The organism is Streptomyces sp. NPDC016562 (assembly GCF_043076955.1).
Lineage (GTDB): Bacteria > Actinomycetota > Actinomycetes > Streptomycetales > Streptomycetaceae > Streptomyces.
Genome location: NZ_JBIBRZ010000001.1, coordinates 198,698 through 224,601, shown reverse-complemented (window position 1 = coordinate 224,601; position 25,904 = coordinate 198,698). Strand labels below are relative to the sequence as shown.

Genomic DNA, 25,904 nt, shown 5'->3' with positions numbered 1-25,904 from the left:
TGGCCACCGGGATCCCTTTAGGGTGACGATATGAGCGGACCCCGCGCCGCCCGTCGTGTGGCCGGGGCGGCGGACCGCCCCGGCGCCGGTCAGCGGGCCCCGCGCAGGGACGCCGGTGCGTCGAAGAACGCGAGGCGGGCCTTCTTGGCCGGGATGTAGACCTCGGGGAGGTCGACCTCCGGGAGCTCGACCTCGGGGCCGAGGGCGAAGCCGGTGCGTTCCATGAGGGCGATGGCCTTGTCGTTGCGGGCGTCGGGCTCGACGACCACGCGCCGGACGGTGGGGTCGGAGAACACGAACGCGATGAAGGCCGACATCAGGTGCGCGGTGAAACCGTGCTCCCGCTCGCCCGTGCCCGGGCCGATCAGCAGGTGCACGCCGATGTCGCCGGGCTGGACCTCGTAGCACTCGCTGACCCGGTCCTCGGCGCACTCGTACGTCTGGAACAGCGCGACCTGCTCGCCGTCGCGGCTGACCATGAACGCGTGGTGGGTGGTGCGGCGGTCCACGTCCTCGTAGATCTCCTGGACCAGTTCGCGGCTGGCCCCGCCCATTCCCCAGAAGTGGGCCCGCTCCTGCGTGACCCAGCTGTGGATCAGGGCGGAGTCGGCGGCCGGGTCGACGGGGGTGACGCGGACCGTGCCGAAGCCCTCGACGTGGTGGCGGTACACGGGCTCCCGGCCGGAGCCGGTGGCGGTGGAGACGGGGGAGGCGGTCATATCGATTCCTTGGTGAGCCGGGTCCAGTCGGTGACGACGGGGACGAGTTCGCACCGCGCCCACAGGGGGAGCTGATCGCGGTGGTGGGGGGATCCGGTGACGCCGTCCGCGCCCAGCGGGACCGCCCAGAGGCTGTCCTCGCGGCGGGCGAGGTCCCAGACGTAACGGGCCGCCGAGGCCCGGGCGGTGAGGTCGGTGAAGCCGGGGACGGAGGAGGTGGCGTTCACGCAGTCGTGGTCGCCGCCGAGGCCGGGCCAGTCGGGGGCCGGTTCCCCGGGGTCGGGCAGCGCCTGCCAGGGGGTGAGCCGGTGGACCTGGGACCACGGGGTGTCGGGGGCGCCCGCCGCGGCCGTCTCCTCCAGGGCGGCGCGGACGTGCGCGGCGCGGTCCAGGTCCGGCAGGAGCGGGGTGGCGAGCAGGCCTTCGAGGGCGTAGCCGATGCGGGGGACCAGGTACAGCCAGGGGTGGAACACCTCCGGGCCGGTGGGCGCCCCCCACAGGCCGGCGAAGACGGGGTCGGCGGCGAACCGGCGTACGACCGCGCTGCGCAGGGCCGCGAACAGGGTGGCCTCGGCGCTGTCGGCCGCCATGTGCCGGTCCCAGGCCAGCAGCCGGGCGCGCAGCTCCCGTGCCGCCGGGGACAGCCCGTCGAAGGCCGGCAGCAGGGCCAGCAGGGGCGCGGCCGAGGCCAGGTAGGTGTCCGCGTGTACGCAGGCCATCGCCTGCGGGGACCAGTCCGCGGAGCCGCTGAGCAGCTCGCGGATGCGGTCGGCGCGGTGCGGCGGCGCGAACTCCACGCCGAGGGGGGAGGCGATCCCGCGCGCGTTCGCCATCACGGCGAAGCCCTGCACGGGCTCGGCGGGGGTCGGGGCCCAGCCCTGCCAGGCGTGCTGCGGGTCCCAGGCGGGCACGGGGCGCAGCCGGTTGGAGCGGTGGCGCAGCGGTACGGCGCCCGCGACGCGGTGCAGCAGGCCGCCCGCGGAGTCGGCGGCGTGGACGACGTTGACCGGCTCGGCCCAGCCGTCGAGGGCGCGGTCGACGTCGGCGACGGTGCGGGCGCGCAGGAGGGCGGGGAGGGCGGCGAAGCCGAGGTCCTCGCGGACGCGGGGCGGGTAGCGCAGGGAGAGGGTCTGCGCGCCATCACCGTCCGTGGTGCCGGTATCGGCTTCGGCGCGGATGATCACCGGGCCGCGGGCGGTCTCCAGGATCTCCACCTCGACGTCGTCACCGCCGGCCACGGTGATCGTCTCGGTGTGGCGGTGCACCGGCTCCCACCGGCCGCCCGGACCGCGTGCCTCCACGCGGGAGCCGGACCGGCGCAGCCGCTCCACGTACAGGTCCTGGTAGTCGGCCATCGCGTTGGTGATCGCCCAGGCGACCGCGCCGGTGTGCCCGAAGTGGGCGAGGCCGGGCACCCCGGGGACGGCCAGGCCGACGACGTCGTAGTCCGGGCAGGAGAGACGTATCTGCTGGTAGACGCCCGGGTCCTCGATGAACCGGTGCGGGTCGCCCGCGATGATCGCCGCACCGGTGGTGGTGCGGTCGCCCGGCACGAGCCAGCCGTTGCTGCCCGCGGTGCCGGGACCGTCCGTGGCGAACAGGGTGACCGCGTCGTCGCCGAGGGCGCGGGCCACGCGCTCGCGCCACAGCTTGGTGGCGAAGCCCGCGAACAGGATGTGCGTGGCGATCCAGACGGCGAGCGGAACCCACGGCTCCCAGGGGGTGGGGGCGAGGCCGGAGCGCGCGAAGCGCTCGTCGCGGGCCGCACCGATCGTGAGCCCGTCGTTGACCCCGTCCACGTACGCGCGGACCCAGGCGGCGGTCTGCGGGTCCAGGGCCTCGTAGCAGCGGCGGGCGGTGTCGGCGAGCCGGCACTGGCGCGCGAAGCGGTCCCAGGGGACGCAGTCGGGGCCGAGGAAGGAGGCGCTGGAGCCCTCGGCGCGGTGCCGCTCCACCTCGATCTGCCAGGCGCGGTCGAAGGCGGTGACGCGGCCCTGGGCGTAGGCGAGGCGCAGCTCGTCGAAGGCGCGGACGTGGGGGATCCCCCAGGGGTCGCGATAGACCTCGTACGCGTCGCTCTCGCTGTTGCTCGCTTGGGTCCCGCTGCTCACGATGCTCACACTCTTCCCCCGAGACGCATTAGGTTAGGCTGGCCTAACTATAAAGGTGTCAGGGGAGGGGTTGGCCATGGCCGGCGGCAAGGGTTGGGAGGGCGTGGTCCTCAAGCTCATGAGGGGCAAGGACTTCACGTTCACGGTGACGGGGGCGCAGGACGTCACGGCGGACTACCGCCGGGTCGACTTCACGGACGGCGGGCTGCTGGCCGCGGCCGGGGAGTCCCTGCATCCGACGATGTGGGTGCGGGTCTGGTTCGAGGGCGCGGGGCGGCCGCACCAGCGGGCCTACACGCTGGTGGACCCGGATCCGGCCGCGGGCACGTTCTCCTTCGAGTTCGCCCTGCACGACGGGGTCGCCAGCGACTGGGCGCGCGGCGCGAAGCCGGGCGACACGATCGAGGCCACCGTCCAGGGCACCGGCTTCACCGCCCCGGCGCCGGCGCCCGAGCGCCTGCTGGTCATCGGCGACCCGGCGTCCCTGCCGGCGATCAACTCGCTGCTGGACGCGCACCCGCGGACACCGGCGACCGTCTGGTTCGAGACGCAGCACGCCTCGGACGCGCAGCTGCCGCTGCGGGTGGAAGCGGGCCGGCACGACGTCCGCCGGGTCCCCCGGGGCGGCACGGCCCTGGCCGACCGGGTCAGGGCCGAGCTGCCGGAGCTCCTCGGGGACCCGCAGGCGGCGTACGTCTGGCTGGCCTGCGACACGGCGACCACGCGCGCCCTGAGCGGCTACCTGCGCAAGGACCTCGGCCTGCCGAAGCACCGGGTGAACGCGCTGGGTTACTGGCGGGCCGAGGCGTAACGGGGAAGCCGGGGCAGGACCGGGCATCACGGCACGCCTAGGCGCCCGTGGCGCCGTCGAGCGCCTCGCGGAGGAAGTCGGCGTGGCCGTTGTGGCGGGCGTACTCGTGGATGAGGTGGAGCATCACCAGCCGCAGGGAGGCCTCCTCCTTCCAGCTCGGCACGTACGCCGTCACGTCCAGGGAGGGGGCGGCGGCCTCGATGCGGCGGGCGTGCGCGACCTCCTCCTCCCAGGCCGTGAAGGCCTCGGCGCGGGTGGAGCCGGAGGCGTCGTAGGCGGCCTGGAAGTCGTGGGTGTCCGACCACCGGTGCGGGAGCTCCTCGCCGTTCACGACGCGCCGGAACCAGTGCCGCTCGACCTCGGCCATGTGCCGGACCAGACCCAGCAGGGACAGGGTGGACGGAGGCATGGAGGCCAAGCGCAGCTGCTCGTCGGTCAGGCCCTCGCACTTCAGGGCCAGGGTGGCCCGGTGGTAGTCGAGGAAGGCCCGTAGGGTCTCGCGCTCCTGGCCGGTGAGGGGCGGGCTGATGCGTTCCATGCGGCGATCCTGCCCGTTGATCACCAGTGGGGGAACCCCTTGCACGGCGGCCACCGTGCACCACAATGGCCGTTTGGCAGCAGGCGCCGGCCTTGTGGCGGCAGGCGACGGGGCCCGCCGCCGCGTCCCTGCCCGACCGCCCACGCGAGGAGACGCCGTGACGACCGAGGAACTCAGCGCCCTGTCCGGCCTGGAACTGATGCGCTGGGTGCAGACCGAGCAGCCCGCGGACTTCCCTTCGCTGCGCCGGCTGCTCGGCATGCGCTTCGACGAGGTGGAACACGGCCGCAGCGTCGTCTCGGTGGACACCCAGCCGGACTTCGCCAACACCCTCGGCACCGTCCACGGCGGCATCGCGGCCACCCTGCTCGACACCGCGATGGGCTGCGCCGTGCACACCACCCTTGCCGCCGGGGTCGGCTACACCACCCTGGAGCTCAAGGTGAACTACGTGCGGGCCGCCGGGACCGACGGGCGGATCCTCAGCGCGGAGGGCACCGTCATCCACTGCGGGCGCCGCACCGCGACGGCCGAGGGCAGGGTCGTGGACGAGCGGGGCAAGCTGATCGCCCACGCCACGACCACGTGCCTGATCCTCCCGGCCACCGGCTGACGCCCGCGGAGCCAACACCCCCGGCTCAGACCCCGGTCCACAGGTACGGCACGGTCACGCCCAGGACCCCGAAGCCCAGCCGCTCCAGGATCGGGCGGCTGTCGTCCGACGCGTCGACCTGGAGGTACGCAATGCCCCGCTCGGCCGCGATGCGGGCACGGTGGGCGACCAGCAGCCGGTAGATCCCCCTGCCCCGCCATTGCGGGACCGTGCCGCCGCCCCAGAGGCCCGCGAAGGAAGCCCCCGGCCGCATCTCCATCCGGGCCGCGCTCACCGGGGTGTCACCCGCCATCGCGAGCACGGCCGCGATGGTCTCCGGCTCGTCCCGCAGGGCGCTCAGCAGGTGCTCCCGGATCCGCGGCCGCTCCGTCCCGAAGGCCGCGGCGTGCACCTCCATCATCAGGTCGACCCCGGCTTCGTCCGTCACCGTCCGCAGGGTGATCCCCTCCGGCGGCTCCACCGGCAGCTCCGCGAGGTCGGCTGCGGGCGCCACCAGCAGTGTTTCGGCCGGCTCGGGGACGAAGCCCGCCGCCCGCAGCCGCTCGCCGAGGTCCGCGGGCCGGTCGTAGTCGTACAGCTTCCACTCGAACTCGGAGTGCTCGCGCCGCGCGAAGAACTCCACCTGCGCCGCGATCTGGGCGTCCGCCGTCCGCTCGTCGAGGTCCGACCAGAGCACGCCCTGCCAGCCGAGGCCGGTCACGCTCTGGCGTACGACCGGGCCCACCCGCTCCACGTGCGCGGGCCCCGCGTCCGCCTGCGCGCCCTCGCGCATCTCGGCGTCGTACAGGGCGCGGACCTTCAGCAGCTCATCAGCAGTCATCGTCTTCGTCATCGGTGCAGCTCATCAGGGCGCGAGCCGTCGTACAACTGCATTAACCTCGCCCCGTGAACGACGACTCCACCCCCCGCACCGGCGACTGCGTCATCTACACCGGCAAGGCCACCCCCGACGCCGCCGCCGACCGCGGCTGGCTCCTCGGCCACTTCAAGGACCCCGCCGATCCCCGCCACAGCGAGGACGTGGAGATCAAATGGGGGGTCCACCCGAAGGGCGACGAGCGGGACCGCTGGGCCACCGGTGAGCGGCGCACCGCACTGCTGGTGCTGATCAGCGGACGCTTCCGGCTGGAGTTCCCCGGGCGGACGGTCGTCCTCGCCGAGCAGGGGGACTACGTGCTCTGGGGGCGCGGCGTCGACCACTCCTGGTACGCGGAGGAGGACGCGGTGGTCCTCACGGTCCGGTGGCCCTCCATCCCCGGCTACCGGACGGACGAGCCCGAGGGCGCGGCGGACGCTCAGCCCCAGGCCGCTGCGGACGTCCAGCCCGAGGACGCGGCCAGCGCCCAGCCCGCGGTCCACGCGCCGGTGTAACGAACATAGCACCGCCCGCCCCTGTGACGATGCACACGAAAGGGGCCAACGATCACGAAACGCTGGGATCGTGACGGCGTTGACCAAGTGGGGCCGAATCCCCCGGGGTGATCCCCCGGCGGCCGGCCGGGTCTTCACGCGTTCACGTTCTTTGCGACGGGCTGATCCCGGTAAAGACGAACCACCAGGGAGCACGTCCGTTGGCAGTAATCGCACGGTGGTGCATGCGCCACCGTCTCCTCGCCGTCCTGATCTGGCTCCTCGCACTCGGTGGGACCGCGGTCGCCGCGGCAACCGCCGGAGCGGCGTTCTCCACCGATTACGAGGTGCCCGGCACCGAGTCCGGCAAGGCCAACGACCTCCTGCGCGAGGGCTTCCACGGCCAGGGCGGCGACACCGACACCATCGTGTGGCGGGCCCCCGACCACCAGAGCGCGCGCACCCCCGACATCGAGCAGCGCATGACCCGCGCGCTCGACGCCGTCGCCGAGCTCCCCGGCGTCGGATCGGTCGCCGGCCCCTACGGTCCCGGCCCCGAGAGCGCCGCGCAGATCAGCCCCGACGGGCGCACCGCCTACGCCGTGGTCACCTTCGACCGGCAGGCCGACTCCGTGCCCAGGGCCCAGGCCAGGGCGGTCGTCGCCGAGGCGAAGAACCCGGACACCGAGGCCGGCGGACTGCAGGTCGAACTGGGCGGGCGCGCCATCCAGCTCACCGAGGCTCCCACCGCCCACCTCGCCGAGGTCATCGGCGTCGCCGTCGCCGCCCTGGTGCTCTTCCTCGCCTTCGGCTCGCTCGCCGCGAGCCTGCTGCCCATCGCGACCGCCCTGGTCAGCGTGGGCACCGCCTACTTCGGCATCACCCTGCTCGGGCACGCGATGCCGGTCGCCGACTTCGCCCCGATGCTCGGCACCCTCATCGGGCTCGGCGTCGGCATCGACTACGCGCTGTTCATCGTCACCCGGCACCGCAAGGGCCTCGCGCGGGGACTGCCCGTCGAGGAGGCGGCCGCGAACGCCGTCGCCACCACCGGCCGCGCCGTCGTCTTCGCCGGCGCCACCGTCTGCATCGCACTCCTCGGCATGCTGGTGCTGCGGCTGGACTTCCTGGACGGCGTGGCGATAGCCGCCTGCGTGACGGTGGTCCTGACGGTCGCCGCCTCCCTCACGCTGCTGCCCGCCCTCCTGTCGTACATCGGTCCGCGCGCCCTCTCGCGGCGCGAGCGCCGCACGCTCGCCGCCGAGGGACCGCAGCCCGAGCGGGCCTCCGGCTTCGCCGCCCGCTGGTCCGTCTTCGTCGAGCGGCACCCCAAGCTGCTCGGGGCCGCCGCCACCGTCGTCATGCTGGTGCTGGCCCTGCCCACGCTCTCCCTCCACCTCGGCACCTCCGACCAGGGCAACAACCCGGCCACCTCCACGACCCGCAAGGCCTACGACCTGCTGGCGCAGGGGTTCGGCCCCGGTACCAACGGCCCGCTCACCGTCGTCGCCCGCCTGGACGGCGCCGGTGACCGCCTCGCCGTCGACGGGCTGGCCCAGGCGCTCCGTACGACGGAGGGCGTCGCCTCCACCGGTCCCGCCGTCTTCAACCGCAGCGGGGACACCGCCTTCCTGACCGTCGTGCCCGACTCGGCCCCGCAGTCCCGGGCCACCAGCGAACTCGTCGACACGCTGCGCCAGGACGTCATCCCGCGCGCCGGACACGGCAACTCCATGGAGGTCCACGTCGGCGGCGTGACGGCCGCCTACGACGACTTCGCCGAGGTCATCATCGGCAAGCTGCCGCTGTTCGTCGGCGTGGTCATCGCCCTGGGCTGCGTGCTCCTGCTGCTGGCCTTCCGGTCCCTCGGCATCCCGCTCAAGGCGGCGGTCATGAACGTCGCCGCGGTGGCCTCCTCCTTCGGGGTCGTCGTCGCGGTCTTCCAGTGGGGCTGGGGGAGCGAGCTGCTGGGCCTGGGCAGCGCCGGGCCCGTGGAACCCTTCCTGCCCGTGATCATGGTGTCCGTCCTCTTCGGCCTGTCGATGGACTACCAGGTCTTCCTCGTCAGCCGGATGTACGAGGAGTGGCTGGCGACGGGCGACAACCAGCGGGCCGTACGCGTCGGCCTCGCCGAGACCAGCCGGGTCATCAACTCGGCGGCCGTGATCATGATCTCGGTCTTCCTCGCCTTCGTCCTCAGCGGCGACCGGATCATCGCGATGTTCGGCATCGCGCTCGCCGCGGCCGTGGCCCTGGACGCCTTCGTGCTGCGCACCCTCCTGGTCCCGGCCCTGATGCACCTGCTCGGCGGCGCCAACTGGTGGCTGCCCGCCTGGCTCGACCGGCGGCTGCCCCGGATCAGCATCGAGCCCCCGGACAACCTCGCGCATGCGAAACTTCCGGCACAGCGGCCCGGCCTGACGGCCGCGAGCGAGGACGGCGCCGAGCCGGCGACGGCCTCCCGGTGATCCGGCGACAGCGCCGCACGAGACCGAAGGAAGACCCGCATGTTCTCGATACCGCTGACCGATGACGCTCGGCTGTTCCCGCTGGAGGCGCGGCACGCCGAGGAGTTCTTCGCGCACATCGAACGCGGACGCGCCTTCATCGGCCAGTACGTCTCCTTCCCGGACCGCTCCCCGGACGTCGAGTCCGCCCGGGCCCTGCTCGCCACGTACGCGGTGAAGGCCGGCGAGGACGGCGCGCGGTTCTTCGGCATCCGCCTCGACGGCACCCTCGTGGGCGGGGTCCTCTTCCCCGCCTTCGACGCCGCCACCGGCAACTGTGAGATCGGCTGCTGGCTGGAGCCCGCCGCGGCCGGCCGGGGCCTGGTGACCAAGGCCTGCCGCGTCCTGATCGACTACGCCTTTGGCGAGCGCGGCATGCACCGCGTCGAGTGGCACGCCGCCAGCGCCAACAAGAAGAGCCTCGCCGTCGCCGAGCGCCTGGGGATGACCCGCGAGGGCGTCCTGCGGCAGAACCACCTCCACCGCGGCGTCCGCCAGGACACCGAGGTCTGGTCGATCCTCGCCCCCGAGTGGGCCGCCGCCACGTCGGCCTGAGCCCGGTCCCGCGCCGCGCCGGCCACGGCGCGGCACACGACCTCGGCGGGAGCGGCGGATTCTCAGAAGACTCTCAGACAAGACGCCTACGGTGCCCCGCATGGACACCACCAAGACCCCCGCCCCGAACGCCCCCGAGGCGGAGACCGCGCCGGCCGACCTGGCCAAGACCGAGCACGACCAGCCCGCCGGGGACCCGACCGACGTCGAGCTCACCGGCGAGGAACTGGACGACGACGAGCTCGCCGAGGACCAGGACGAGGCCGAGGCGGCGGAGCCCGGTTACGTCGGCTCGGCGGCCTCCGCGATCGTCGCGGCCGGCCTGGGTCTGGTCGCCCTCAGCGGGAGCTGGGTCGCCGGCATCGTGTCCGAGCGCGCGAGCGTCACCGGCCGGCTGGAACTGAGCCAGGGCGCAGACGCCAACGCCCAGATCGCCGCCCAGTTCGCCGACCCGTGGCACGCCACCGCCATGGTGAACGGCGTCTTCTCCGCCCTCGCCCTGATCATCGCCACCTTCGTGCTGGCCCTGCCGGCCTTCAGCACCCCCGAGCGCACCCTCCCCACCTGGGTCCGGTCCGTCTCCTGGGCGGGTATCGCCCTGGGCGCCCTCGGCGTACTGCTCTTCGTCCTCATGTACTTCGACCTGCTCCTCACCATCCCGAAGGCAGCGGGCTAGGACGCATCCGCGGCACCTCCTTAGGCCGGCCGCCGGGGGGCCTTAGAGCGGGGAGGCTCCCTCGGCCCCCGCCCTAAGGCCCCCTGCCCCCGACAGATGCGGCATGCGCCCGATGTGGCGCCGCCCCCTGGGACGCGAAGCTGGAAGCACACCGAACGAGGTGTCCAGGCAACGCCGACCAGGGAGTACGAGATGTTCCAGCACGAGATCGCAGCCGCCCGCAACGCCGACCTCGCCCGCAAGGCCGACACGTACCGCCTGGTGCGCGAGGCCCGGAAGGCCCGCCGCGCCTCCTCGCGAAACCAGGAACCCGAAGGGTCGGTGACCGTGCACCGCGGCCGCTTCGCCCGCGCCGCGTGATCCGCGCCGCGGCCCGGGTGAGCTGACGCGTGATGAGAAGAGTCCCGGCCACCAGTGCCCCCCGGCCAGACCACTGTGCGATGCTCGCCGACGTGGAGACGAGATCTGTCAGTCCGGTGTTCGTGGGCCGCGCCGACGAACTGGCCGTACTCACCGACGCGCTGACCCGCGCCGCCCGCGGTGAACCGCAGGCGATGCTCATCGGGGGAGAAGCCGGGGTCGGCAAGACCCGTCTCACCGAGGAGTTCCTCGGCGAGGTGGACCGCCGCGGCGCCGTCGTCGCCGTCGGAGGCTGTGTGGAGATCGGGGCGGAGGGACTTCCCTTCGCCCCCTTTTCGACTGCTCTGCGCACCCTGCACCGGCTGCTCCCCGAGGAGTTGGCGGCTGCTGCCGCCGGCCAGGAGGACGAACTCGCCCGGATCCTCCCCGAGCTCGGCGACACCCCGCGCGGCCCGCACGACGAGGAGAGCACCGCCCGGCTCTTCGAACTGACGGCCCGGATGCTGGAGCGGCTCGCCCGCGACCGCACCGTCGTCCTCGTCCTGGAAGACCTCCACTGGGCGGACACCTCCACCCGGCACCTGCTCTCCTATCTCTACCGCACCCTGGCCAGCGGCCGGCTCGTCGTCGTCGCCACCTACCGGGCCGACGACGTCCACCGCCGCCACCCGCTGCGCCCGCTCCTCGCCGAGCTCGAACGGCTCCGCACCGTCCAGCGCATCGAGCTGTCCCGCTTCAACCGGGCGGAGGTGCGCCGCCAGCTCGTCGGCATCCTCGCCGCGCAGCCCGACGAGGACTTCGTCGACTCCGTCTTCGACCGGTCCGACGGCAACGCCTTCTTCGTCGAGGAACTCGTCGCCTCCCGGGAGAGCGGCTGCCGCACCGGACTCACCGAATCCCTGCGCGACCTGCTCCTCGTCCGCGTCGAGGTCCTGCCCGAGGAGACGCAGCGCCTGGTGCGCATCGTGGCCGAGGGTGGCTCCACCGTGGAGTACCCGCTGCTGCGCGCCGTCGCCGGGCTCACCGAGGACGAGTTGATCCAGGCGCTCAGGGCCGCGGTCGGAGCCAACATCCTCATCGCCACACCCGACGGCGACGGCTACCGCTTCCGGCACTCCCTCGTCCGCGAGGCCGTCAGCGACGACCTGCTGCCCGGCGAGCGGGCCCGCGTCAACCGCCACTACGCCGAGGCCGTGGAGGCCGACGGCTCGCTGATCCGCGCGGGCGAGCGGATCATCCGGCTGGCCAGCTACTGGTACCAGGCCAACGACCCGGCCAGGGCGCTGCCCGTCGTCCTGGCCGCCTCGGTGGCGGCCCGCCGCCGTCACGCCTACTCCGAGCAGCTGCGCCTGCTGGAGCGGGCCATGGACCTGTGGGACAGCGCCCCGGAGGAGGTCCGCGAGGCGCTTCGCCCGGCGGACTACACCGAGGTGTACCCGCCCCTGACCTGCGGCCCGGCGGACGACGGCGGCCGCGCCCCCGCCCCGGCCCCGCTCCAGCGGCTCGACCTGCTGGCCGAGGCGACCGTCGCGGCACGCTACGGCGGCGAACCGGAACGCGCCCTGAAGATCACGAAGACAGCGCTGCGCCTGCTGGAGGAGGACGGCGACCCGCTGCGGGCCGCCTGGTTCTGGACCGAGCGCTCCCGGCTCGTCGCCGGCCTCGGCCGCGGCGACGGCTGGGAGGAGATAGCCAAGGCGCAGGACCTCGTCCGGGGGCTGCCCCCGTCCCAGGTGCACGCCGAGGTCCTCGCCAAGGCGGCGAACTGGGGCCTGCTCCACAAGCCGGGCCCCGGCAACCTCGACGCCGCCGAACGCGCCGTCGAGTACGCGCGCATGGTCGGCGCCGAGGAGACCGAGCTCAACGCCCGGGTCGCCGTGGGCTGTCTGCGCACCGACTTCGGTGACGTGGACGGGGGTCTCGCCGAGATGCACGCGGTCCGGGAACGGGCCACGGAACTCGGGCTCGCCATGCTGGCGGGTCGTGCACATATCAATCTCACCTCTCAGTTGGAAAGCCTGGGCCGGTCCCGCGAAGCCGTGGAACTGGCCGAACAAGGGGCTGAACTGGGCAGGAACTCCCGGCTGCTGGACACCGAGGCGTGGGTCTGCGGGAACATGGCCGAGAGCCTGTGCAGCCTCGGCCGCTGGGACGAGGCGGCCGAGGCCGCCCGGCGCACCCTGCTCGTCGGCCAGAGCGCCGCCCCCCGCGGCTCGGCCGCCGCACGCCTGGCCTACCTGGCGCTGGCCCGGGGCGAGTTGACCGAAGCGGCCCACCAGCTCGCCGCCGCCCACGCCCACTTCGGCGCCCACGAGACCCAGCCCCAGCACCGGATACCGCTGTTCCGCCTCGCGATCGGGCTCGCCGCGGGGGAGGGCCGGATCGCCGACGTCCGCGCCGAGACGGCCGCCGCCGTCGCCTACGGGTTCCCGCTGGGGCACCACCGCTACGCCTGGCCGCTGCTGCTCGCCTCCGCCTCCGCCGAGGCGGACGCACGGGGCCTCCCGGCCGCCGACGCCGGCCGGGCCGCAGCCCTGGACCTGCTTCGCACCGCCGCCGACGCCCTCAGCACCCCGGTCCCGGTGTGGTGCGCCCACGCCGCCTACCTGCGGGCCGAGCTGCTCCGGGCCGAAGCCCGGGACACCGTCGCCGACTGGGCGGCCGTCGAGGAGGCCGTCCGCCCGCTGGAGCGCCCGTACCTCCTGGCCCGGGCCCGCCACCGGCTCGCCGAGGCGCTGCTGGCCGCCGGCTGCGAGCGGGAGCCCGCGGCCGTCCTGCTCCGCGAGGCCTACGCCACGGCCGACCGGATCGGCGCCCGCCGGCTGCGGGAGGACCTGGCCCTGCTCGCGCAGCGCGCCCGGCTCCCGCTCACCGCCGCCGAGGCCTCCCCGGCCCCGTCCGGACCGCGGACCGACCCGGTCGAGGCCCTCGGCCTGACCAGCCGCGAGCGGGACGTGCTGCGCCTGGTCGCCGCGGGCAGCACCAACCGCAAGATCGCCGAGGAGCTCTTCATCTCCCCGAAGACGGCGAGCGTGCACGTCTCCAACATCCTGGCGAAGCTGGGCGTCACCGGCCGCGGCGAAGCAGCCGCCCTCGCCCACCGACTACGGCTCTTCGCCCCGCCCGCCCCGGTCAGCCCGTCCGGTCCGGTCGGTCAACCCGCCCCGGTCAGTGCGCGACCGGAGGCTGCTCGGCCAGGCGTATGAGCACCCTGCCCGACGCGAGGTCTATCGGGCCCCGTCCCGGATCGTTGTCATCGACGTCGGTCCGGGACAGCTCCAGCCGCTTCCTCTCCTCGTCCGTGTGCCGGCGCCCCGGACTGAACAGCTCCTCGATCATGTTGAACACCGCGTCCACCGCGCCTTCCCTGCCCCTGCGGAGCTCCGTCGGCTATCGCACCGTCAGTGTCAGGATCCTGTCGTCGCCCGCTTCCGGCGACCCGCGCCCATCCGTCTCGCTCGTGACCAGCAGCAAGGCGTCCCCGCCGAGCGGCACCACCGTGCGCAGGCGGCCGTACTTCCCCTCCAGGAACGCTTCGGGCTCCGCCACCGGCTGCGCCCCGGCCAGCGGGATCCGCCACAGCCGCTCGCCCTTCAGCCCGGCCATCCACACCGACCCCTGGGCCCAGGCGATCCCGCTCGGCGAGGCCTCGTCGGTCTTCCACACGGCCACCGGATCCCGCATGCCCGGTCTTCCCGCCTTCCCCTCGGCCTCGGGCCAGCCGTAGTTCGCTCCGGGCTCGATCAGATTCAGCTCGTCCCACGTGTTCTGGCCGAACTCGGCCGCCCACAGCCGTCCGTCCTGGTCCCAGGTGAGGCCCTGCACATTGCGGTGCCCGAAGGAGTAGACGACGGAATCGGCCTCCGGATTGCCGGGCGCCGGATCCCCGTCCGGAGTCATCCGCAGGATCTTGCCGCCCAGCGACTTCCTGTCCTGCGCCAGGCCCCGGTCGCCGGTCTCACCCGTCCCCGCATAGAGCATCTTGTCCGGACCGAAGGCGATCCGCCCGCCGTTGTGCACCAGGCCCTTGGGGATGCCCCGGAACACGGTGTCGGGCGCGCCCAGTTGCTGACCGGCCGGTCTGTTCTCGTCATAGCGCAGCCGGGCGATGCGGTTGTCGGACTCGGTCGTGAAGTACACGTACACCAGCCGGTCGGAGGCGAACGAGGGCGACAGCGCGAGGCCCAGGAGCCCGCCCTCTCCGCCCGGAGCCACCCCCGGAACCTTGCCGATCTGCGTCACCGCGCCCGAGCCCGCCGCGATGCGGCTGATCGTCCCCTTGTCCCGCGAGGCGACCAGCAGATCGCCGCCGGGCAGCGGGGCCACGCCCCACGGCGATTCCAGGCCCTTGGCGACCTCGCCGGTGACCGTCACCGCCCCCTTGGCCGGCGGGCCGGTGGCCTCCGGCGAGGCGGACGCCCTCGCCGTCGCGCCCGCCGACCCGGAGCCGGCCGCGCCCGTGCCCGGTGGCGAGCTCCCCCCGGCGCCGGGGGCGCCCGAAGGCGAGCATCCCGCCGCCAGCAGCGCACCGCACCCGGCCAGCGCCACCGCCGCCACCACGCCCCGGCCCCGCGTGCCCAGAGCCTCGTACCCCACCCGCGCGGGAGAACGTCCGTATCGCATCGCCCTGCTCCTTCCGGTCCTCCGATCGTGCCCGTCATCTGATTCAACAGACCCGGCAGTCCCCGAAGTTCCACCGCTCGTACACTCGATCGAGTGGTTGCGGTCAGTCCCAGGCTCCCACCGCACCCGGCAGGGAGGCGATCTCCGCCAGGTCCCCGGCCGTGAGCCGCACCTGCGCCGCACGCGCGTTCTCCGCGGCCCAGTGCGCCCGGTCCGCCCCGGGCACCGGCACCACCTGCGGGCCCTGCGCCAGCACCCACGCCAGCGCCACCTGCGCGGCCGTCACCTCCGGCCCGTGCCGCCGCGCCACCCGCCGCAGCTGCGCCACCAGCACCTGGTTCGAGGCCATCGCCTCCGCCGTGAAACGCGGATGGCGGGCCCGTACGTCCTGCGACTCGAACCCCTCGCCCGGAGTGAGCGTCCCCGTGAGGAACCCGCTGCCCAGCGGCATCGCCGCCAGGAAGCCGACCCCGCGCGCCGCACACCACGGCAGCAACTGCCACGCCGCCTGCGGCGACCACACCGACAGCTCCGCCTGCACCGCGCTCACCGGGAACACCTGCTGCGCCCGCTCCAGGTGCCGCAGGGTCGTCCCGTACGCCCGGTCCCCGCGACGCCCCGCGCCCGGACCGGCCCCGGCGCCCAGCGCGCAGAAGCCCAGCGCCCTCACCTTCCCCGCGGCCACCAGCTCCGCCATGGCGCCCCAGGTCTCCTCGACCGGAACCTCCGGATCCACCCGGTGCAGCTGGTAGAGGTCTATGACGTCGGTCCGCAGCCGCCGAAGCGACGCGTCGCAGGCCCGCCGCATGTAGCCGGGCCGCCCGTCGGCCACCACGTGCTGTTCGCCCGCCCGCAGGCCCCCCTTCGCCGAGACGAACGCCTCCGAGCGCCGCTCCCGCAGCACCCGGCCCAGCAGCAGCTCATTGGTGTAGGGCCCGTACACATCGGCCGTGTCCAGCAGGTTCGACCCCAGGTCCAGCGCCGTGTGCACGGCGGCCAGCGACTCCTGCCCGCTGCGCCGCGAAGGCGCGTACGCCCAGCTCATCGGCATACAGCCGAGGCCGACGGCGCCCACGGTCAGCGCCCCCGCCCCGATCGACCTGCGCTCCACGCCTGCGTCCTCCTCCCGCTCCGGCCAACAAACTAACGGCTTGATCAAGAAGCCTTGGCATAGCCTCGCGATCATGACTGCAATGACCCCGGACGTCTGGCTTCCGTTCCCGGCCGAGGAGATCGACGGCCTCCCCGACTCCTTCCGCTACCGCCTCTGGGACGGCGAGGACGCCTTCCCGGCGGATCCCGCGGACTGCGTCTTCTACGTGACCCCCTACATGAAGTCCCCCGAGGTCACCGTGCGTCCGCTGGCCGCCATGCCCGCCGTCCGGGTCGTCCAGACCCTCACCGCCGGCATCGACCACGTCCTGGGCGGCCTCGGCCACTTGCGTCCCGGCGTACGGCTGTGCAACGCCGTCGGCGTGCACACGGCCAGCACCGCCGAGCTCGCCCTCGCCCTGACCCTCGCCTCCCTGCGCGGCATCCCGGGCATGGTGCGCGGCCAGGACCGCGAGGAGTGGCGCTCCGGTTTCTACGACGCACTCGCCGACAAATCCGTTCTGATCATCGGCTACGGATCCATCGGCTCCGCCATCGAGGACCGGCTGGTGCCCTTCGAGTGCGAGCGGATCACGCGCGTGGCCCGTACGGCGCGCACCGGCGCGCGCGGACCCGTCCACGCCCTCGGCGACCTTCCCCGGCTCCTGCCGGACGCCGACGTGGTGATCCTCGTGACCCCGCTGACCGAGGCCACCCGGGGCCTGGTGGACGCCGGCTTCCTGAGCCGGATGAAGGACGGCGCCCTGCTGGTCAACGTGGCGCGCGGACCCGTCGTCGACACCGAATCCCTGCTGGCCGAAGTGGAGTCGGGCCGCCTGCGCGCGGCGCTCGACGTCACCGACCCGGAACCGCTGCCCGCCGGCCACCCGCTCTGGCATGCTCCGAATGTCCTGATCACGCCTCATGTGGGCGGCAGCAGCTCGGCGTTCGAGCCGCGGGCCAAGCGTCTGCTGGTGCGCCAGCTCACGCGGTTCGCCGCCGGGGACCCCGTGGAGCACACGGTGTTGGTCACCGAATAAGGCGTCCTCGCGCACGCTCCGCAGTCACACGGATGCGTTCGGTGGACACAACTCCCCTATCAGTAACGGAGCGTAGAGCAACTATGTCCCTGAGTGACGAAAGTGGTGTATCGTCCGGAAGAAGGGGCTGCGCCACGAACGTCTGGCGCTGGGGAGTGATCGGACACTTTGGGGGGCGACGGGCGATGCACGGCCAATGGACGATGGATCCGCTGCGGCAAGGCCGCCGGAGGCGACGCTGCCGGGACTGGGCTGCGCCGGAGCCCGCCGGCGAGGGGGACCGGTGAATGCCCAGGGGACGGCGCTCTTGAACCGGCCGTCCGTCTCCGGCGGCGGCGGGGGCCTGGCGATGCAGCTCCTGCTCGCACTGGTCTGTGGCGGATACGCCGTCGGCGCCGCACTCAACTGGGGGTCGAAGGAAGTCGCAGCGGTCATGGGCGATTTCGGACTCAGCGCGGCCGGCGTACTCGCCGCGGTCTCCTGCTACTCCTACGCGCGGGCGATCGACAGCCGTGAGCGCCCCGCCTGGCTGCTCTTCGCCTTCTCCTCCCTCATGGGCGCCACCGGAAACGCCGTCTGGGGCTGGTACGAGGTCATCCTCGGCGAGAGCGTGCCGAAGCTCTCGCTCGCCGACTTCGCCTACCTCTGCTTCGCCCCGCCCGCCATCGTCGGGCTGCTGGTCCTCGCCAAACGCCCGGTCACCCGCGCCGGCTGGGTGTGCCTGGGGCTCGACTCCTGGCTCATCGCAGGCTCCCTGTTCACCCTGTCCTGGAGCGTGGCCCTGGCCCAGGCGGCGCGCAGCGCCCAGACCGGCGACCCCGACGGCGTGCCACGCGCCGCGCTCTCCCTCGCCTATCCGCTCCTGGACATCGCGCTCGTGTCGATGGTCCTGGTCCTGCACTTCCGGCGGAGCGACAACAACCGCTCCGCCGTCAACACCGCCATCGCCGCGCTGGCCCTGACCGTGCTCAGCGACGCCCTGTTCACCTCGCCCCTGCTGAGCGCCGAGTACCAGTCCGGACAGCTGCTGGACGCGGGCTGGTTCGCGGGCTCGCTCCTGCTCGCGTACGCGCCCTGGGGCGCCAAGCGCGCGCATCCGGGCCCGGAGTCGGCCGGGCGCCCGCGGCCGGAGCGGGTGCACAGTCGCCCGATCACCGGCTCGCTGCCCGCGCTCACCCCGTACCTCGCGGCCGCGGTGTGCACGCTCGGCATCCTCTGGAACGTCGTGGACGCCAGGAAGGTCGACCGGACGGTCGTCTTCACCGGCTGCACGGTCGTGCTGGCGCTGGTCATCCGGCAGGGCATCATGCTCCTGGACAACATCGCGCTGACCCAGGAGCTGGCCCAGAAGGAGAACCACTTCCGCTCCCTGGTCCAGGGCTCCAGCGACGTCATCATGATCGCCGCGCCCACCGGGACCCTGCGCTACGTCAGCCCCGCCGCCGCCGGGGTCTACGGACGCGAGGCGGAGGAGCTGGTCGGCACCGAGCTCGCCACCCTGATCCACCCGGACGACCTGGGCCGGGTGGTCCACGAGGTACGCCGCTTCCTGGCCGCGCCGCCGACCGAGGAGCCCACCACCCGCATCGAGTGCCGCTTCAAGTCGGGCGGCGGTGACTGGCTCAACGTGGAATCCACCGTCAACCGCCACCAGGGCGGGCTCATCCTCAACAGCCGCGACGTCACAGAACGCGTCAGGCTCCAGGCCCAGCTCCAGTACAGCGCCGAACACGACCCGCTGACCGACCTGCCGAACCGGGCCCTGTTCACCCGCCGCGTCCGCCAGGCCCTGACCGGCCGCCGCGCCGGTGACCACAGCACCGCCGTGCTCTTCATCGACCTCGACGGCTTCAAGGCGGTCAACGACACCATCGGCCACCAGGCCGGCGACGAGCTGCTCATCGAAGCCGCGCGCCGGCTCCAGGACTCGGTCCGCGCCGGGGACACCGCCGCCCGCCTCGGCGGCGACGAGTTCGCCGCGCTGATCCTGGGCGACGGGAACCGCGACCGCAGCGCCCGCGAGTACCAGGTGCGCGAGATCGCGGACCGGCTGCGCACCACCCTCTCCCAGCCGTACCGGATCGGCGGCAGCGAGGTGCGGGTGGCGGCCAGCATCGGTGTCGCCTTCGCCGACCAGGGCGTCACCCCTTCGGACCTGATGCGCAACGCGGACCTGGCGATGTACCGGGCCAAGGCGGGCGGCAAGGACCGCGTCGAGCTGTACGCCCCCCAGATGAAGGCGGAGCTCGTCCGGAAGGCCGAGCTGGCGGGCCGGCTGCGGACCGCACTGCACGAGGGCGAGTTCGCGCTGCTGCACCAGCCCGTGGTCTCGCTGGCCACCGGCGAGATCTCGGCCGTCGTGGCGCAGGCCCGCTGGCGCTCGGCCCAGGGGATCCTCTTCACCCCGGCCGAGTTCCTCCGGGTCGCCGAATACAGCGAGGGCGGCTCCGGCCCCGCGGGCCCCGAGACCCTGTCCGGCTTCGCCGGCGGTTCCCCCGCCCGCGTCGCCGAGCTGGGGCGCTGGCTGCTGGAGGAGGCCGTGCAGCAGGCCGCCGACCGGCACCGGGCGGGGCACGCCGTGCCCGTGGCCGTACGGATGACCGCCCAGCGGCTCCTGGACGGCGCCATGCCGCTCGGCTCCGTGGAGGCCCTGCTGACCCGGCACGGGCTGCCCTCCGGGGCGCTGGTGCTGGAGCTCGCCGTATCCGACCCTCGAGTGCCCTTCGACGACCTGGAGCGCCGCCTGACCGGCCTGCACCGGCTCGGGGTGGGCATCGCCCTGGACGGTTTCGGCAGCGGTTACGCGGCCATCAGCGCCCTGCGCCGCCTCCCCGTGGACATGCTCAAACTGGACCGTGGCCTGGTGGAGGGGGTGGTCGAGTCGGCCCGCCTGCACAAGATCACCGCAGGGCTCTTGCGGATCGCAAACGACCTGGGCATGCAGTCGGTGGCCGACGGTGTGGACCTCCCCGAACAGGTGACGGCCCTGCGTGCGATGGGCTGCACCCACGGCCAGGGAGTGGCGTTTTCCGGACCGCTCGACGAGTACAGGCTGCGGCGCGCGCTGGTGCGCGGTACGTTCCCAGTACCGGGTGGAGCGGCCCAGCCCGCTCTGGCAGGCGGTTCCCCCGGGGGCTCGATGGCCATCCGTAGAGGCTCACATAATGAGACGCCCGTCCCACCTACTTGACATCACCCTCCCGCCGGAGGGAGGGTCAGTGCCATGCGCACCCGAATTCTCGTACTTGGAAAGCGCGTCGGCTGAAGCTGGGGCCAGCATGTCCCCGCTCCACACACCCGACGCGCTCCCCTCGCTTGCCTCCCGGCACGAGGGGTTTTTTGTTGCACTGGCACAGAGTCGAATCCGCGTAAAACCCTCAGCTTCGAGAAGAGAATGCCGATGACCGAGCAGGCCACCGGGGCCCACCATCCGCAGCCGCGGCCCCGTTCCGGCGGACATCAGTCCGCCGCAGTTGAGCACGTCACGGGTGCGCAGTCCCTCATCCGCTCTCTCGAAGAGGTGGGGTGCGACACCGTCTTCGGGATTCCGGGAGGTGCCATCCTCCCCGCGTACGACCCGATGATGGACTCCAAGAAGGTCCGTCACATCCTGGTCCGCCACGAACAGGGCGCCGGGCACGCCGCCACCGGCTACGCCCAGGCCACCGGCAAGGTCGGCGTCTGCATGGCGACCTCCGGCCCGGGCGCGACCAACCTGGTCACCCCCATCGCCGACGCGCACATGGACTCCGTCCCGCTCGTCGCGATCACCGGCCAGGTCTCCTCCAAGGCGATCGGTACCGACGCCTTCCAGGAGGCGGACATCGTCGGCATCACGATGCCGATCACCAAGCACAACTTCCTGGTCACCAAGGCCGAGGACATCCCGCGGACGATCGCCGAGGCCTTCCACATCGCCTCCACCGGCCGCCCGGGCCCGGTCCTGGTCGACATCGCCAAGGACGCCCTGCAGGCGAAGACCACCTTCTCGTGGCCGCCCGCGCAGGACCTCCCCGGTTACCGGCCGGTCACCAAGCCGCACGCCAAGCAGATCCGCGAGGCCGCCAAGCTCATCTGCCAGGCCAAGCGCCCGGTGCTGTACGTCGGCGGCGGCGTCATGAAGTCCGGCGCGACCGCCGAGCTGAAGGTCCTGGCCGAGCTGACCGGCGTCCCGGTCTGCACCACCCTGATGGCCCTCGGCTCCTTCCCCGACAGCCACCCGCTGCACGTCGGCATGCCCGGCATGCACGGCAGCGTCACCGGCGTCACCGCCCTGCAGAAGTCGGACCTGCTGATCGCCCTCGGCACCCGCTTCGACGACCGGGTCACCGGCAAGCTGGACAGCTTCGCCCCCTTCGCCAAGATCATCCACGCGGACATCGACCCGGCCGAGATCGGCAAGAACCGCGCGGTCGACGTCCCGATCGTCGGCGACGCCCGCGAGGTCATCGCCGACCTGATCCAGGCCGTCCAGGCCGAGCACACCGAGGGCAACGCGGGCGACTACACCGCCTGGTGGAACGACCTCAGCCGCTGGCGCGAGACCTACCCGCTGGGCTACGACCTGCCCGAGGACGGCAGCCTCTCGCCCCAGCAGGTCATCGAGCGCATCGGCGCGCTCGCGCCGAAGGGCACGATCTTCGCGGCGGGCGTCGGCCAGCACCAGATGTGGGCCTCGCACTTCGTCAAGTACGAGGAGCCCCGCACCTGGCTGAACTCCGGCGGCGCCGGAACCATGGGCTACGCGGTCCCGGCCGCGATGGGCGCCAAGGTCGGCATGCCGGAGCGCACGGTCTGGGCGATCGACGGCGACGGCTGTTTCCAGATGACCAATCAGGAACTGGTCACCTGCGCGCTGAACAACATCCCGATCAAGGTCGCGATCATCAACAACGGTGCGCTGGGCATGGTCCGCCAGTGGCAGACCCTGTTCTACAACCAGCGGTACTCCAACACCGTCCTGCACGCCGACGACACCGGCCACGACACGGTCGGCTCCCAGCTCGGCGAGTCCACCGCCCCCCGCAAGGGCACGCGGGTCCCGGACTTCGTCAAGCTGTCCGAGGCCATGGGCTGCGTGGCGCTGCGCTGTGAGGACCCGGCCGACCTGGACAGGGTCATCGCCGAGGCCAACGCGATCAACGACCGTACCGTCGTGATCGACTTCATCGTCCACGAGGACGCCATGGTGTGGCCGATGGTCGCCGCCGGCACCTCCAACGACGAGGTCATGGCAGCCCGGGGCGTCCGTCCCGACTTCGGCGACAACGAAGACGACTGAGCCGAGAGAGCCGAGAGAGAGAACGCCCCACATGTCCAAGCACACGCTCTCCGTCCTGGTCGAGAACACGCCCGGCATCCTCGCCCGGATCGCCGCACTGTTCTCCCGCCGCGGCTTCAACATCGACTCGCTCGCGGTCGGTGTCACCGAGCACCCCGACATCTCCCGCATCACCATCGTCGTCAACGTCGAGGACCTCCCGCTGGAGCAGGTGACCAAGCAGCTGAACAAGCTGGTCAACGTGCTCAAGATCGTCGAGCTGGAGCCCCACAACGCGATCGAGCGTGAACTCGTCCTGGTGAAGGTCCGCGCCGACAACGAGACGCGGTCGCAGATCGTCGAGATCGTCCAGCTGTTCCGCGCCAAGACGGTCGACGTCTCCCCGGAGGCCGTCACCATCGAGGCCACCGGCGGCGCCGACAAGCTCGGCGCGATGCTCAAGATGCTGGAGCCCTTCGGCATCAAGGAGCTCGTGCAGTCCGGCACGATCGCCATAGGGCGTGGCGGCCGGTCCATCACGGACCGCAGCCTGCGCGCGCTCGACCGCAGCGCCTGACCCCGCCGACGCACCGGCCGCGCAACCCGGCCGGACACGCTCAGCTCGCATAGCGAGACCGAGAAACTCAGATTCCGTTCCCCGCCGTACGGTGGGAGCAACACCAGCGCACCAAGGAGATATCCCAGTGGCCGAGCTGTTCTACGAGAACGACGCCGACCTGTCCATCATCCAGGGCCGCAAGGTCGCGGTCATCGGTTACGGCAGCCAGGGCCACGCCCACGCGCTGTCGCTCCGTGACTCCGGCGTCGACGTCAAGGTCGGCCTGAAGGAGGGCTCGAAGTCCAAGGCCAAGGCCGAGGAGCAGGGTCTGACGGTCGTCCCCGTGGCGGAAGCCGCCGAGTGGGCCGACGTCATCATGATCCTGACCCCGGACCCGCTGCAGGCCGAGATCTACGAGGAGTCCATCAAGGACCACCTCAAGGACGGCGACGCGCTCTTCTTCGGCCACGGCTTCAACGTCCGCTACGGCTTCATCAAGCCCCCGGCCAACGTGGACGTCGCCCTGGTCGCCCCGAAGGGCCCGGGCCACCTGGTCCGTCGTCAGTACGAGGAGGGCCGCGGCGTTCCATGCATCGCGGCCGTCGAGCAGGACCACTCGGGCAACGCCTTCGCGCTGGCGCTCTCGTACGCCGCCGGCATCGGCGGCACCCGCGCCGGTGTCATCAAGACCACCTTCACCGAGGAGACCGAGACCGACCTGTTCGGTGAGCAGGCCGTCCTCTGCGGTGGCGCCTCCGCGCTGGTCAAGGCCGGTTTCGAGACCCTGACCGAGGCCGGCTACCAGCCGGAGATCGCGTACTTCGAGTGCCTGCACGAGCTGAAGCTCATCGTGGACCTCATGTACGAGGGCGGCCTGGAGAAGATGCGCTGGTCGGTCTCCGAGACCGCCGAGTGGGGCGACTACATCACCGGTCCCCGCATCATCACCGACGCCACCAAGGCCGAGATGAAGAAGGTCCTCGCGGAGATCCAGAGCGGCGAGTTCGCCAACACCTGGATGGCCGAGTACAAGGCCGGTCTGCCGAAGTACAACGAGTACAAGAAGGCCGACGAGGAGCACCTGCTGGAGACCACCGGCAAGAAGCTGCGCAAGCTGATGAGCTGGGTCGACAACGACGAGAGCTGATCGTGTGACGGGGGGCCGGGGCGTCGTGTCCCGGCCCCGCCGCGCATCGCCGGGGGCGCCGCGGGCCACGGTGGCCCGGGCGTCCCGGGCCCCTGGAATGCGGCCGTCCGGGGCATGGCTTGTCCACCCCGGCCAACCACGGACGGGTGATCCTTCCGTACAGGCGGAAATCCGGCCGCTCAGCGCCACTACACTGCTCAACACATACGCGTCAGGCCCACAGTGTCGTGCGTCTTCCACGCGGCTACCCCCTCCACCGCCTGCGGCCGTCGGGACGGCCGTCCGCACTGGACTTGTGAGGACCCACGTGAGCTCGAAACCTGTCGTACTCATCGCCGAAGAGCTGTCGCCCGCCACGGTGGAGGCGCTCGGCCCCGACTTCGAGATCCGGCACTGCAACGGCGCGGACCGCGCCGAGCTGCTGCCCGCGATCGTCGACGTGGACGCGATCCTCGTGCGATCCGCCACCAAGGTCGACGCCGAGGCCATCGCCGCGGCCAGGAAGCTGCGGGTCGTCGCGCGCGCCGGCGTCGGACTGGACAACGTGGACGTCTCCGCCGCCACCAAGGCCGGCGTGATGGTCGTCAACGCCCCGACCTCGAACATCGTGACCGCCGCCGAACTGGCCTGCGGTCTGCTCGTCGCCACCGCGCGCAACATCCCGCAGGCCAACACCGCTCTGAAGAACGGTGAGTGGAAGCGGAACAAGTACACGGGCGTCGAGCTCAGCGAGAAGACCCTCGGCGTCGTCGGCCTCGGCCGCATCGGTGTCCTGGTCGCCCAGCGCATGTCGGCCTTCGGCATGAAGGTCGTCGCCTACGACCCCTACGTACAGCCCGCGCGCGCCGCCCAGATGGGCGTCAAGATGCTGACGCTGGACGAGCTCCTGGAGGTCGCCGACTTCATCACCGTGCACCTGCCCAAGACCCCCGAGACCCTCGGTCTCATCGGGCACGAGGCCCTGCACAAGGTGAAGCCGTCCGTCCGCATCGTCAACGCCGCGCGCGGCGGGATCGTGGACGAGGCCGCGCTGTACTCGGCCATCAAGGAGGGCCGCGTCGCCGGCGCCGGCCTCGACGTGTACGCGAAGGAGCCCTGCACGGACTCCCCGCTCTTCGAGCTCGACCAGGTCGTCTGCACCCCGCACCTCGGCGCGTCCACGGACGAGGCCCAGGAGAAGGCCGGTGTCTCGGTCGCCAAGTCGGTGCGCCTCGCGCTCGCCGGTGAGCTCGTGCCCGACGCGGTCAACGTCCAGGGCGGCGTCATCGCCGAGGACGTCCGTCCGGGCCTGCCGCTCGCCGAGAAGCTCGGCCGCATCTTCACCGCCCTCGCGGGCGAGGTCGCGGTCCGCCTCGACGTCGAGGTCTGCGGCGAGATCACCCAGCACGACGTCAAGGTGCTGGAACTCTCCGCCCTCAAGGGTGTCTTCGAGGACGTCGTCGACGAGACGGTCTCCTACGTCAACGCCCCGCTGTTCGCGCAGGAGCGCGGTGTCGAGGTGCGCCTGACCACCAGCTCGGAGTCCCCGGACCACCGCAACGTGGTCACCGTGCGCGGCACCCTGTCGGACGGTCAGGAGGTCTCGGTCTCCGGCACGCTCGCCGGCCCCAAGCACCTTCAGAAGATCGTCGGCGTCGGCGAGTACGACGTGGACCTCGCGCTCGCCGACTTCATGGTCGTGCTGCGCTACACCGACCGCCCGGGCGTGGTCGGCAAGGTCGGGCAGCTGCTCGGCGAGGCCGGTCTGAACATCGCGGGCATGCAGGTCGCCCGCGCGGAGGAGCACGGCGAGGCGCTGGCCGTCCTCACCGTCGACGCCGAGGTCCCGGCGAACGTCCTCGCGGACATCGCCGCCGAGATCGGCGCCGTCTCGGCGCGCACCGTCGCTCTCGGCTGAGCGGCTGAGCAGCTGAGCGGTTGAGCGGCAGGACATAGGCGAAGGG

At 72.5% G+C, this 25,904-nt stretch carries 21 protein-coding genes; 14 read left to right on the top strand and 7 right to left on the bottom strand.

Features of this window, described 5'->3' with window-relative positions; translation table 11 throughout:
* Positions 1 to 89: 89 nt before the first annotated feature.
* Together ACF059_RS01015 and ACF059_RS01010 are read right to left on the bottom strand one after the other, a co-directional pair.
* On the bottom strand, positions 90 to 719 hold the full coding sequence (locus tag ACF059_RS01015) for a GNAT family N-acetyltransferase (RefSeq protein ID WP_392049804.1): 630 nt from the start codon (positions 717 to 719) through the stop codon (positions 90 to 92).
* On the bottom strand, positions 716 to 2,830 hold the full coding sequence (locus ACF059_RS01010; RefSeq protein WP_392049802.1) for a penicillin acylase family protein: 2,115 nt from the start codon (positions 2,828 to 2,830) through the stop codon (positions 716 to 718). The genes ACF059_RS01015 and ACF059_RS01010 overlap by 4 nt, the downstream gene beginning before the upstream one ends.
* 76 nt (positions 2,831 to 2,906) lie before the next feature.
* Between ACF059_RS01010 and ACF059_RS01005 the strand changes: the two genes are divergently transcribed.
* Positions 2,907 to 3,641 (top strand): siderophore-interacting protein, encoded by a 735-nt coding sequence (locus tag ACF059_RS01005; protein ID WP_392049799.1) that lies wholly within the window; start codon positions 2,907 to 2,909, stop codon positions 3,639 to 3,641.
* 37 nt (positions 3,642 to 3,678) lie between these two features.
* On the opposite strand, the gene ACF059_RS01000 is transcribed toward ACF059_RS01005, so the two are convergent.
* On the bottom strand, positions 3,679 to 4,179 hold the full coding sequence (locus tag ACF059_RS01000; protein ID WP_392049796.1) for a DinB family protein: 501 nt from the start codon (positions 4,177 to 4,179) through the stop codon (positions 3,679 to 3,681).
* Between the two features lie 157 nt (positions 4,180 to 4,336).
* Here ACF059_RS01000 and ACF059_RS00995 point away from each other — a divergent pair, with 157 nt between their 5' ends.
* On the top strand, positions 4,337 to 4,792 hold the full coding sequence (locus ACF059_RS00995; RefSeq protein WP_392049793.1) for a PaaI family thioesterase: 456 nt from the start codon (positions 4,337 to 4,339) through the stop codon (positions 4,790 to 4,792).
* Positions 4,793 to 4,817: 25 nt separating this feature from the next.
* On the opposite strand, the gene ACF059_RS00990 is transcribed toward ACF059_RS00995, so the two are convergent.
* On the bottom strand, positions 4,818 to 5,624 hold the full coding sequence (locus ACF059_RS00990; protein WP_392049790.1) for a GNAT family N-acetyltransferase: 807 nt from the start codon (positions 5,622 to 5,624) through the stop codon (positions 4,818 to 4,820).
* A gap of 53 nt (positions 5,625 to 5,677) precedes the next feature.
* Here ACF059_RS00990 and ACF059_RS00985 point away from each other — a divergent pair, with 53 nt between their 5' ends.
* The 6 genes from ACF059_RS00985 (at position 5,678) to ACF059_RS00960 (ending at position 13,446) form a co-directional block, all read left to right on the top strand.
* Positions 5,678 to 6,163: a signal peptidase I gene (locus tag ACF059_RS00985; protein WP_392049787.1), complete on the top strand. Its 486-nt coding sequence runs from the start codon at positions 5,678 to 5,680 to the stop codon at positions 6,161 to 6,163.
* Positions 6,164 to 6,363: 200 nt separating this feature from the next.
* The gene (locus tag ACF059_RS00980; protein ID WP_392049784.1) at positions 6,364 to 8,610 is read left to right on the top strand and encodes an MMPL family transporter; all 2,247 of its coding nucleotides are present in this window, start codon (positions 6,364 to 6,366) and stop codon (positions 8,608 to 8,610) included.
* Between the two features lie 39 nt (positions 8,611 to 8,649).
* Complete coding sequence (locus tag ACF059_RS00975; RefSeq protein WP_392049781.1) at positions 8,650 to 9,204, top strand: GNAT family N-acetyltransferase; 555 nt, start codon at positions 8,650 to 8,652, stop codon at positions 9,202 to 9,204.
* Between the two features lie 100 nt (positions 9,205 to 9,304).
* On the top strand, positions 9,305 to 9,880 hold the full coding sequence (locus tag ACF059_RS00970; RefSeq protein WP_392049779.1) for a hypothetical protein: 576 nt from the start codon (positions 9,305 to 9,307) through the stop codon (positions 9,878 to 9,880).
* Between the two features lie 192 nt (positions 9,881 to 10,072).
* A complete protein-coding gene (locus ACF059_RS00965) occupies positions 10,073 to 10,240 on the top strand; it encodes a hypothetical protein (RefSeq protein WP_361945011.1) in 168 nt (55 codons plus the stop codon).
* Between the two features lie 80 nt (positions 10,241 to 10,320).
* The gene (locus ACF059_RS00960) at positions 10,321 to 13,446 is read left to right on the top strand and encodes an AAA family ATPase (protein WP_392049776.1); all 3,126 of its coding nucleotides are present in this window, start codon (positions 10,321 to 10,323) and stop codon (positions 13,444 to 13,446) included.
* Here the strand turns inward: ACF059_RS00960 and ACF059_RS00955 are convergent.
* The 3 genes from ACF059_RS00955 to ACF059_RS00945 form a co-directional block, all read right to left on the bottom strand.
* The gene (locus tag ACF059_RS00955; protein ID WP_366864944.1) at positions 13,409 to 13,597 is read right to left on the bottom strand and encodes a DUF6191 domain-containing protein; all 189 of its coding nucleotides are present in this window, start codon (positions 13,595 to 13,597) and stop codon (positions 13,409 to 13,411) included. The genes ACF059_RS00960 and ACF059_RS00955 overlap by 38 nt on opposite strands.
* Positions 13,598 to 13,630: 33 nt before the next feature.
* Positions 13,631 to 14,863: a PQQ-dependent sugar dehydrogenase gene (locus ACF059_RS00950; protein ID WP_392049773.1), complete on the bottom strand. Its 1,233-nt coding sequence runs from the start codon at positions 14,861 to 14,863 to the stop codon at positions 13,631 to 13,633.
* Between the two features lie 103 nt (positions 14,864 to 14,966).
* Positions 14,967 to 15,974 (bottom strand): aldo/keto reductase, encoded by a 1,008-nt coding sequence (locus ACF059_RS00945; protein ID WP_366864942.1) that lies wholly within the window; start codon positions 15,972 to 15,974, stop codon positions 14,967 to 14,969.
* Positions 15,975 to 16,047: 73 nt separating this feature from the next.
* On the opposite strand from ACF059_RS00945, the gene ACF059_RS00940 reads away from it, so the two are divergent.
* The 6 genes from ACF059_RS00940 to serA all read left to right on the top strand — a co-directional run bounded on the left by ACF059_RS00940 (position 16,048) and on the right by serA (position 25,858).
* The gene (locus ACF059_RS00940; protein WP_392049769.1) at positions 16,048 to 16,995 is read left to right on the top strand and encodes a 2-hydroxyacid dehydrogenase; all 948 of its coding nucleotides are present in this window, start codon (positions 16,048 to 16,050) and stop codon (positions 16,993 to 16,995) included.
* A 283-nt stretch (positions 16,996 to 17,278) separates the two neighbouring features.
* Positions 17,279 to 20,185 (top strand): putative bifunctional diguanylate cyclase/phosphodiesterase, encoded by a 2,907-nt coding sequence (locus tag ACF059_RS00935; protein WP_392049766.1) that lies wholly within the window; start codon positions 17,279 to 17,281, stop codon positions 20,183 to 20,185.
* A gap of 204 nt (positions 20,186 to 20,389) precedes the next feature.
* The gene (locus ACF059_RS00930) at positions 20,390 to 22,276 is read left to right on the top strand and encodes an acetolactate synthase large subunit (RefSeq protein WP_366864940.1); all 1,887 of its coding nucleotides are present in this window, start codon (positions 20,390 to 20,392) and stop codon (positions 22,274 to 22,276) included.
* Between the two features lie 31 nt (positions 22,277 to 22,307).
* A complete protein-coding gene (ilvN, locus tag ACF059_RS00925) occupies positions 22,308 to 22,832 on the top strand; it encodes an acetolactate synthase small subunit (RefSeq protein ID WP_030857425.1) in 525 nt (174 codons plus the stop codon).
* Between the two features lie 127 nt (positions 22,833 to 22,959).
* Positions 22,960 to 23,961: a ketol-acid reductoisomerase gene (gene ilvC, locus ACF059_RS00920; protein ID WP_360894711.1), complete on the top strand. Its 1,002-nt coding sequence runs from the start codon at positions 22,960 to 22,962 to the stop codon at positions 23,959 to 23,961.
* A gap of 307 nt (positions 23,962 to 24,268) precedes the next feature.
* A complete protein-coding gene (serA, locus tag ACF059_RS00915) occupies positions 24,269 to 25,858 on the top strand; it encodes a phosphoglycerate dehydrogenase (RefSeq protein ID WP_392049763.1) in 1,590 nt (529 codons plus the stop codon).
* Positions 25,859 to 25,904: the final 46 nt, after the last annotated feature.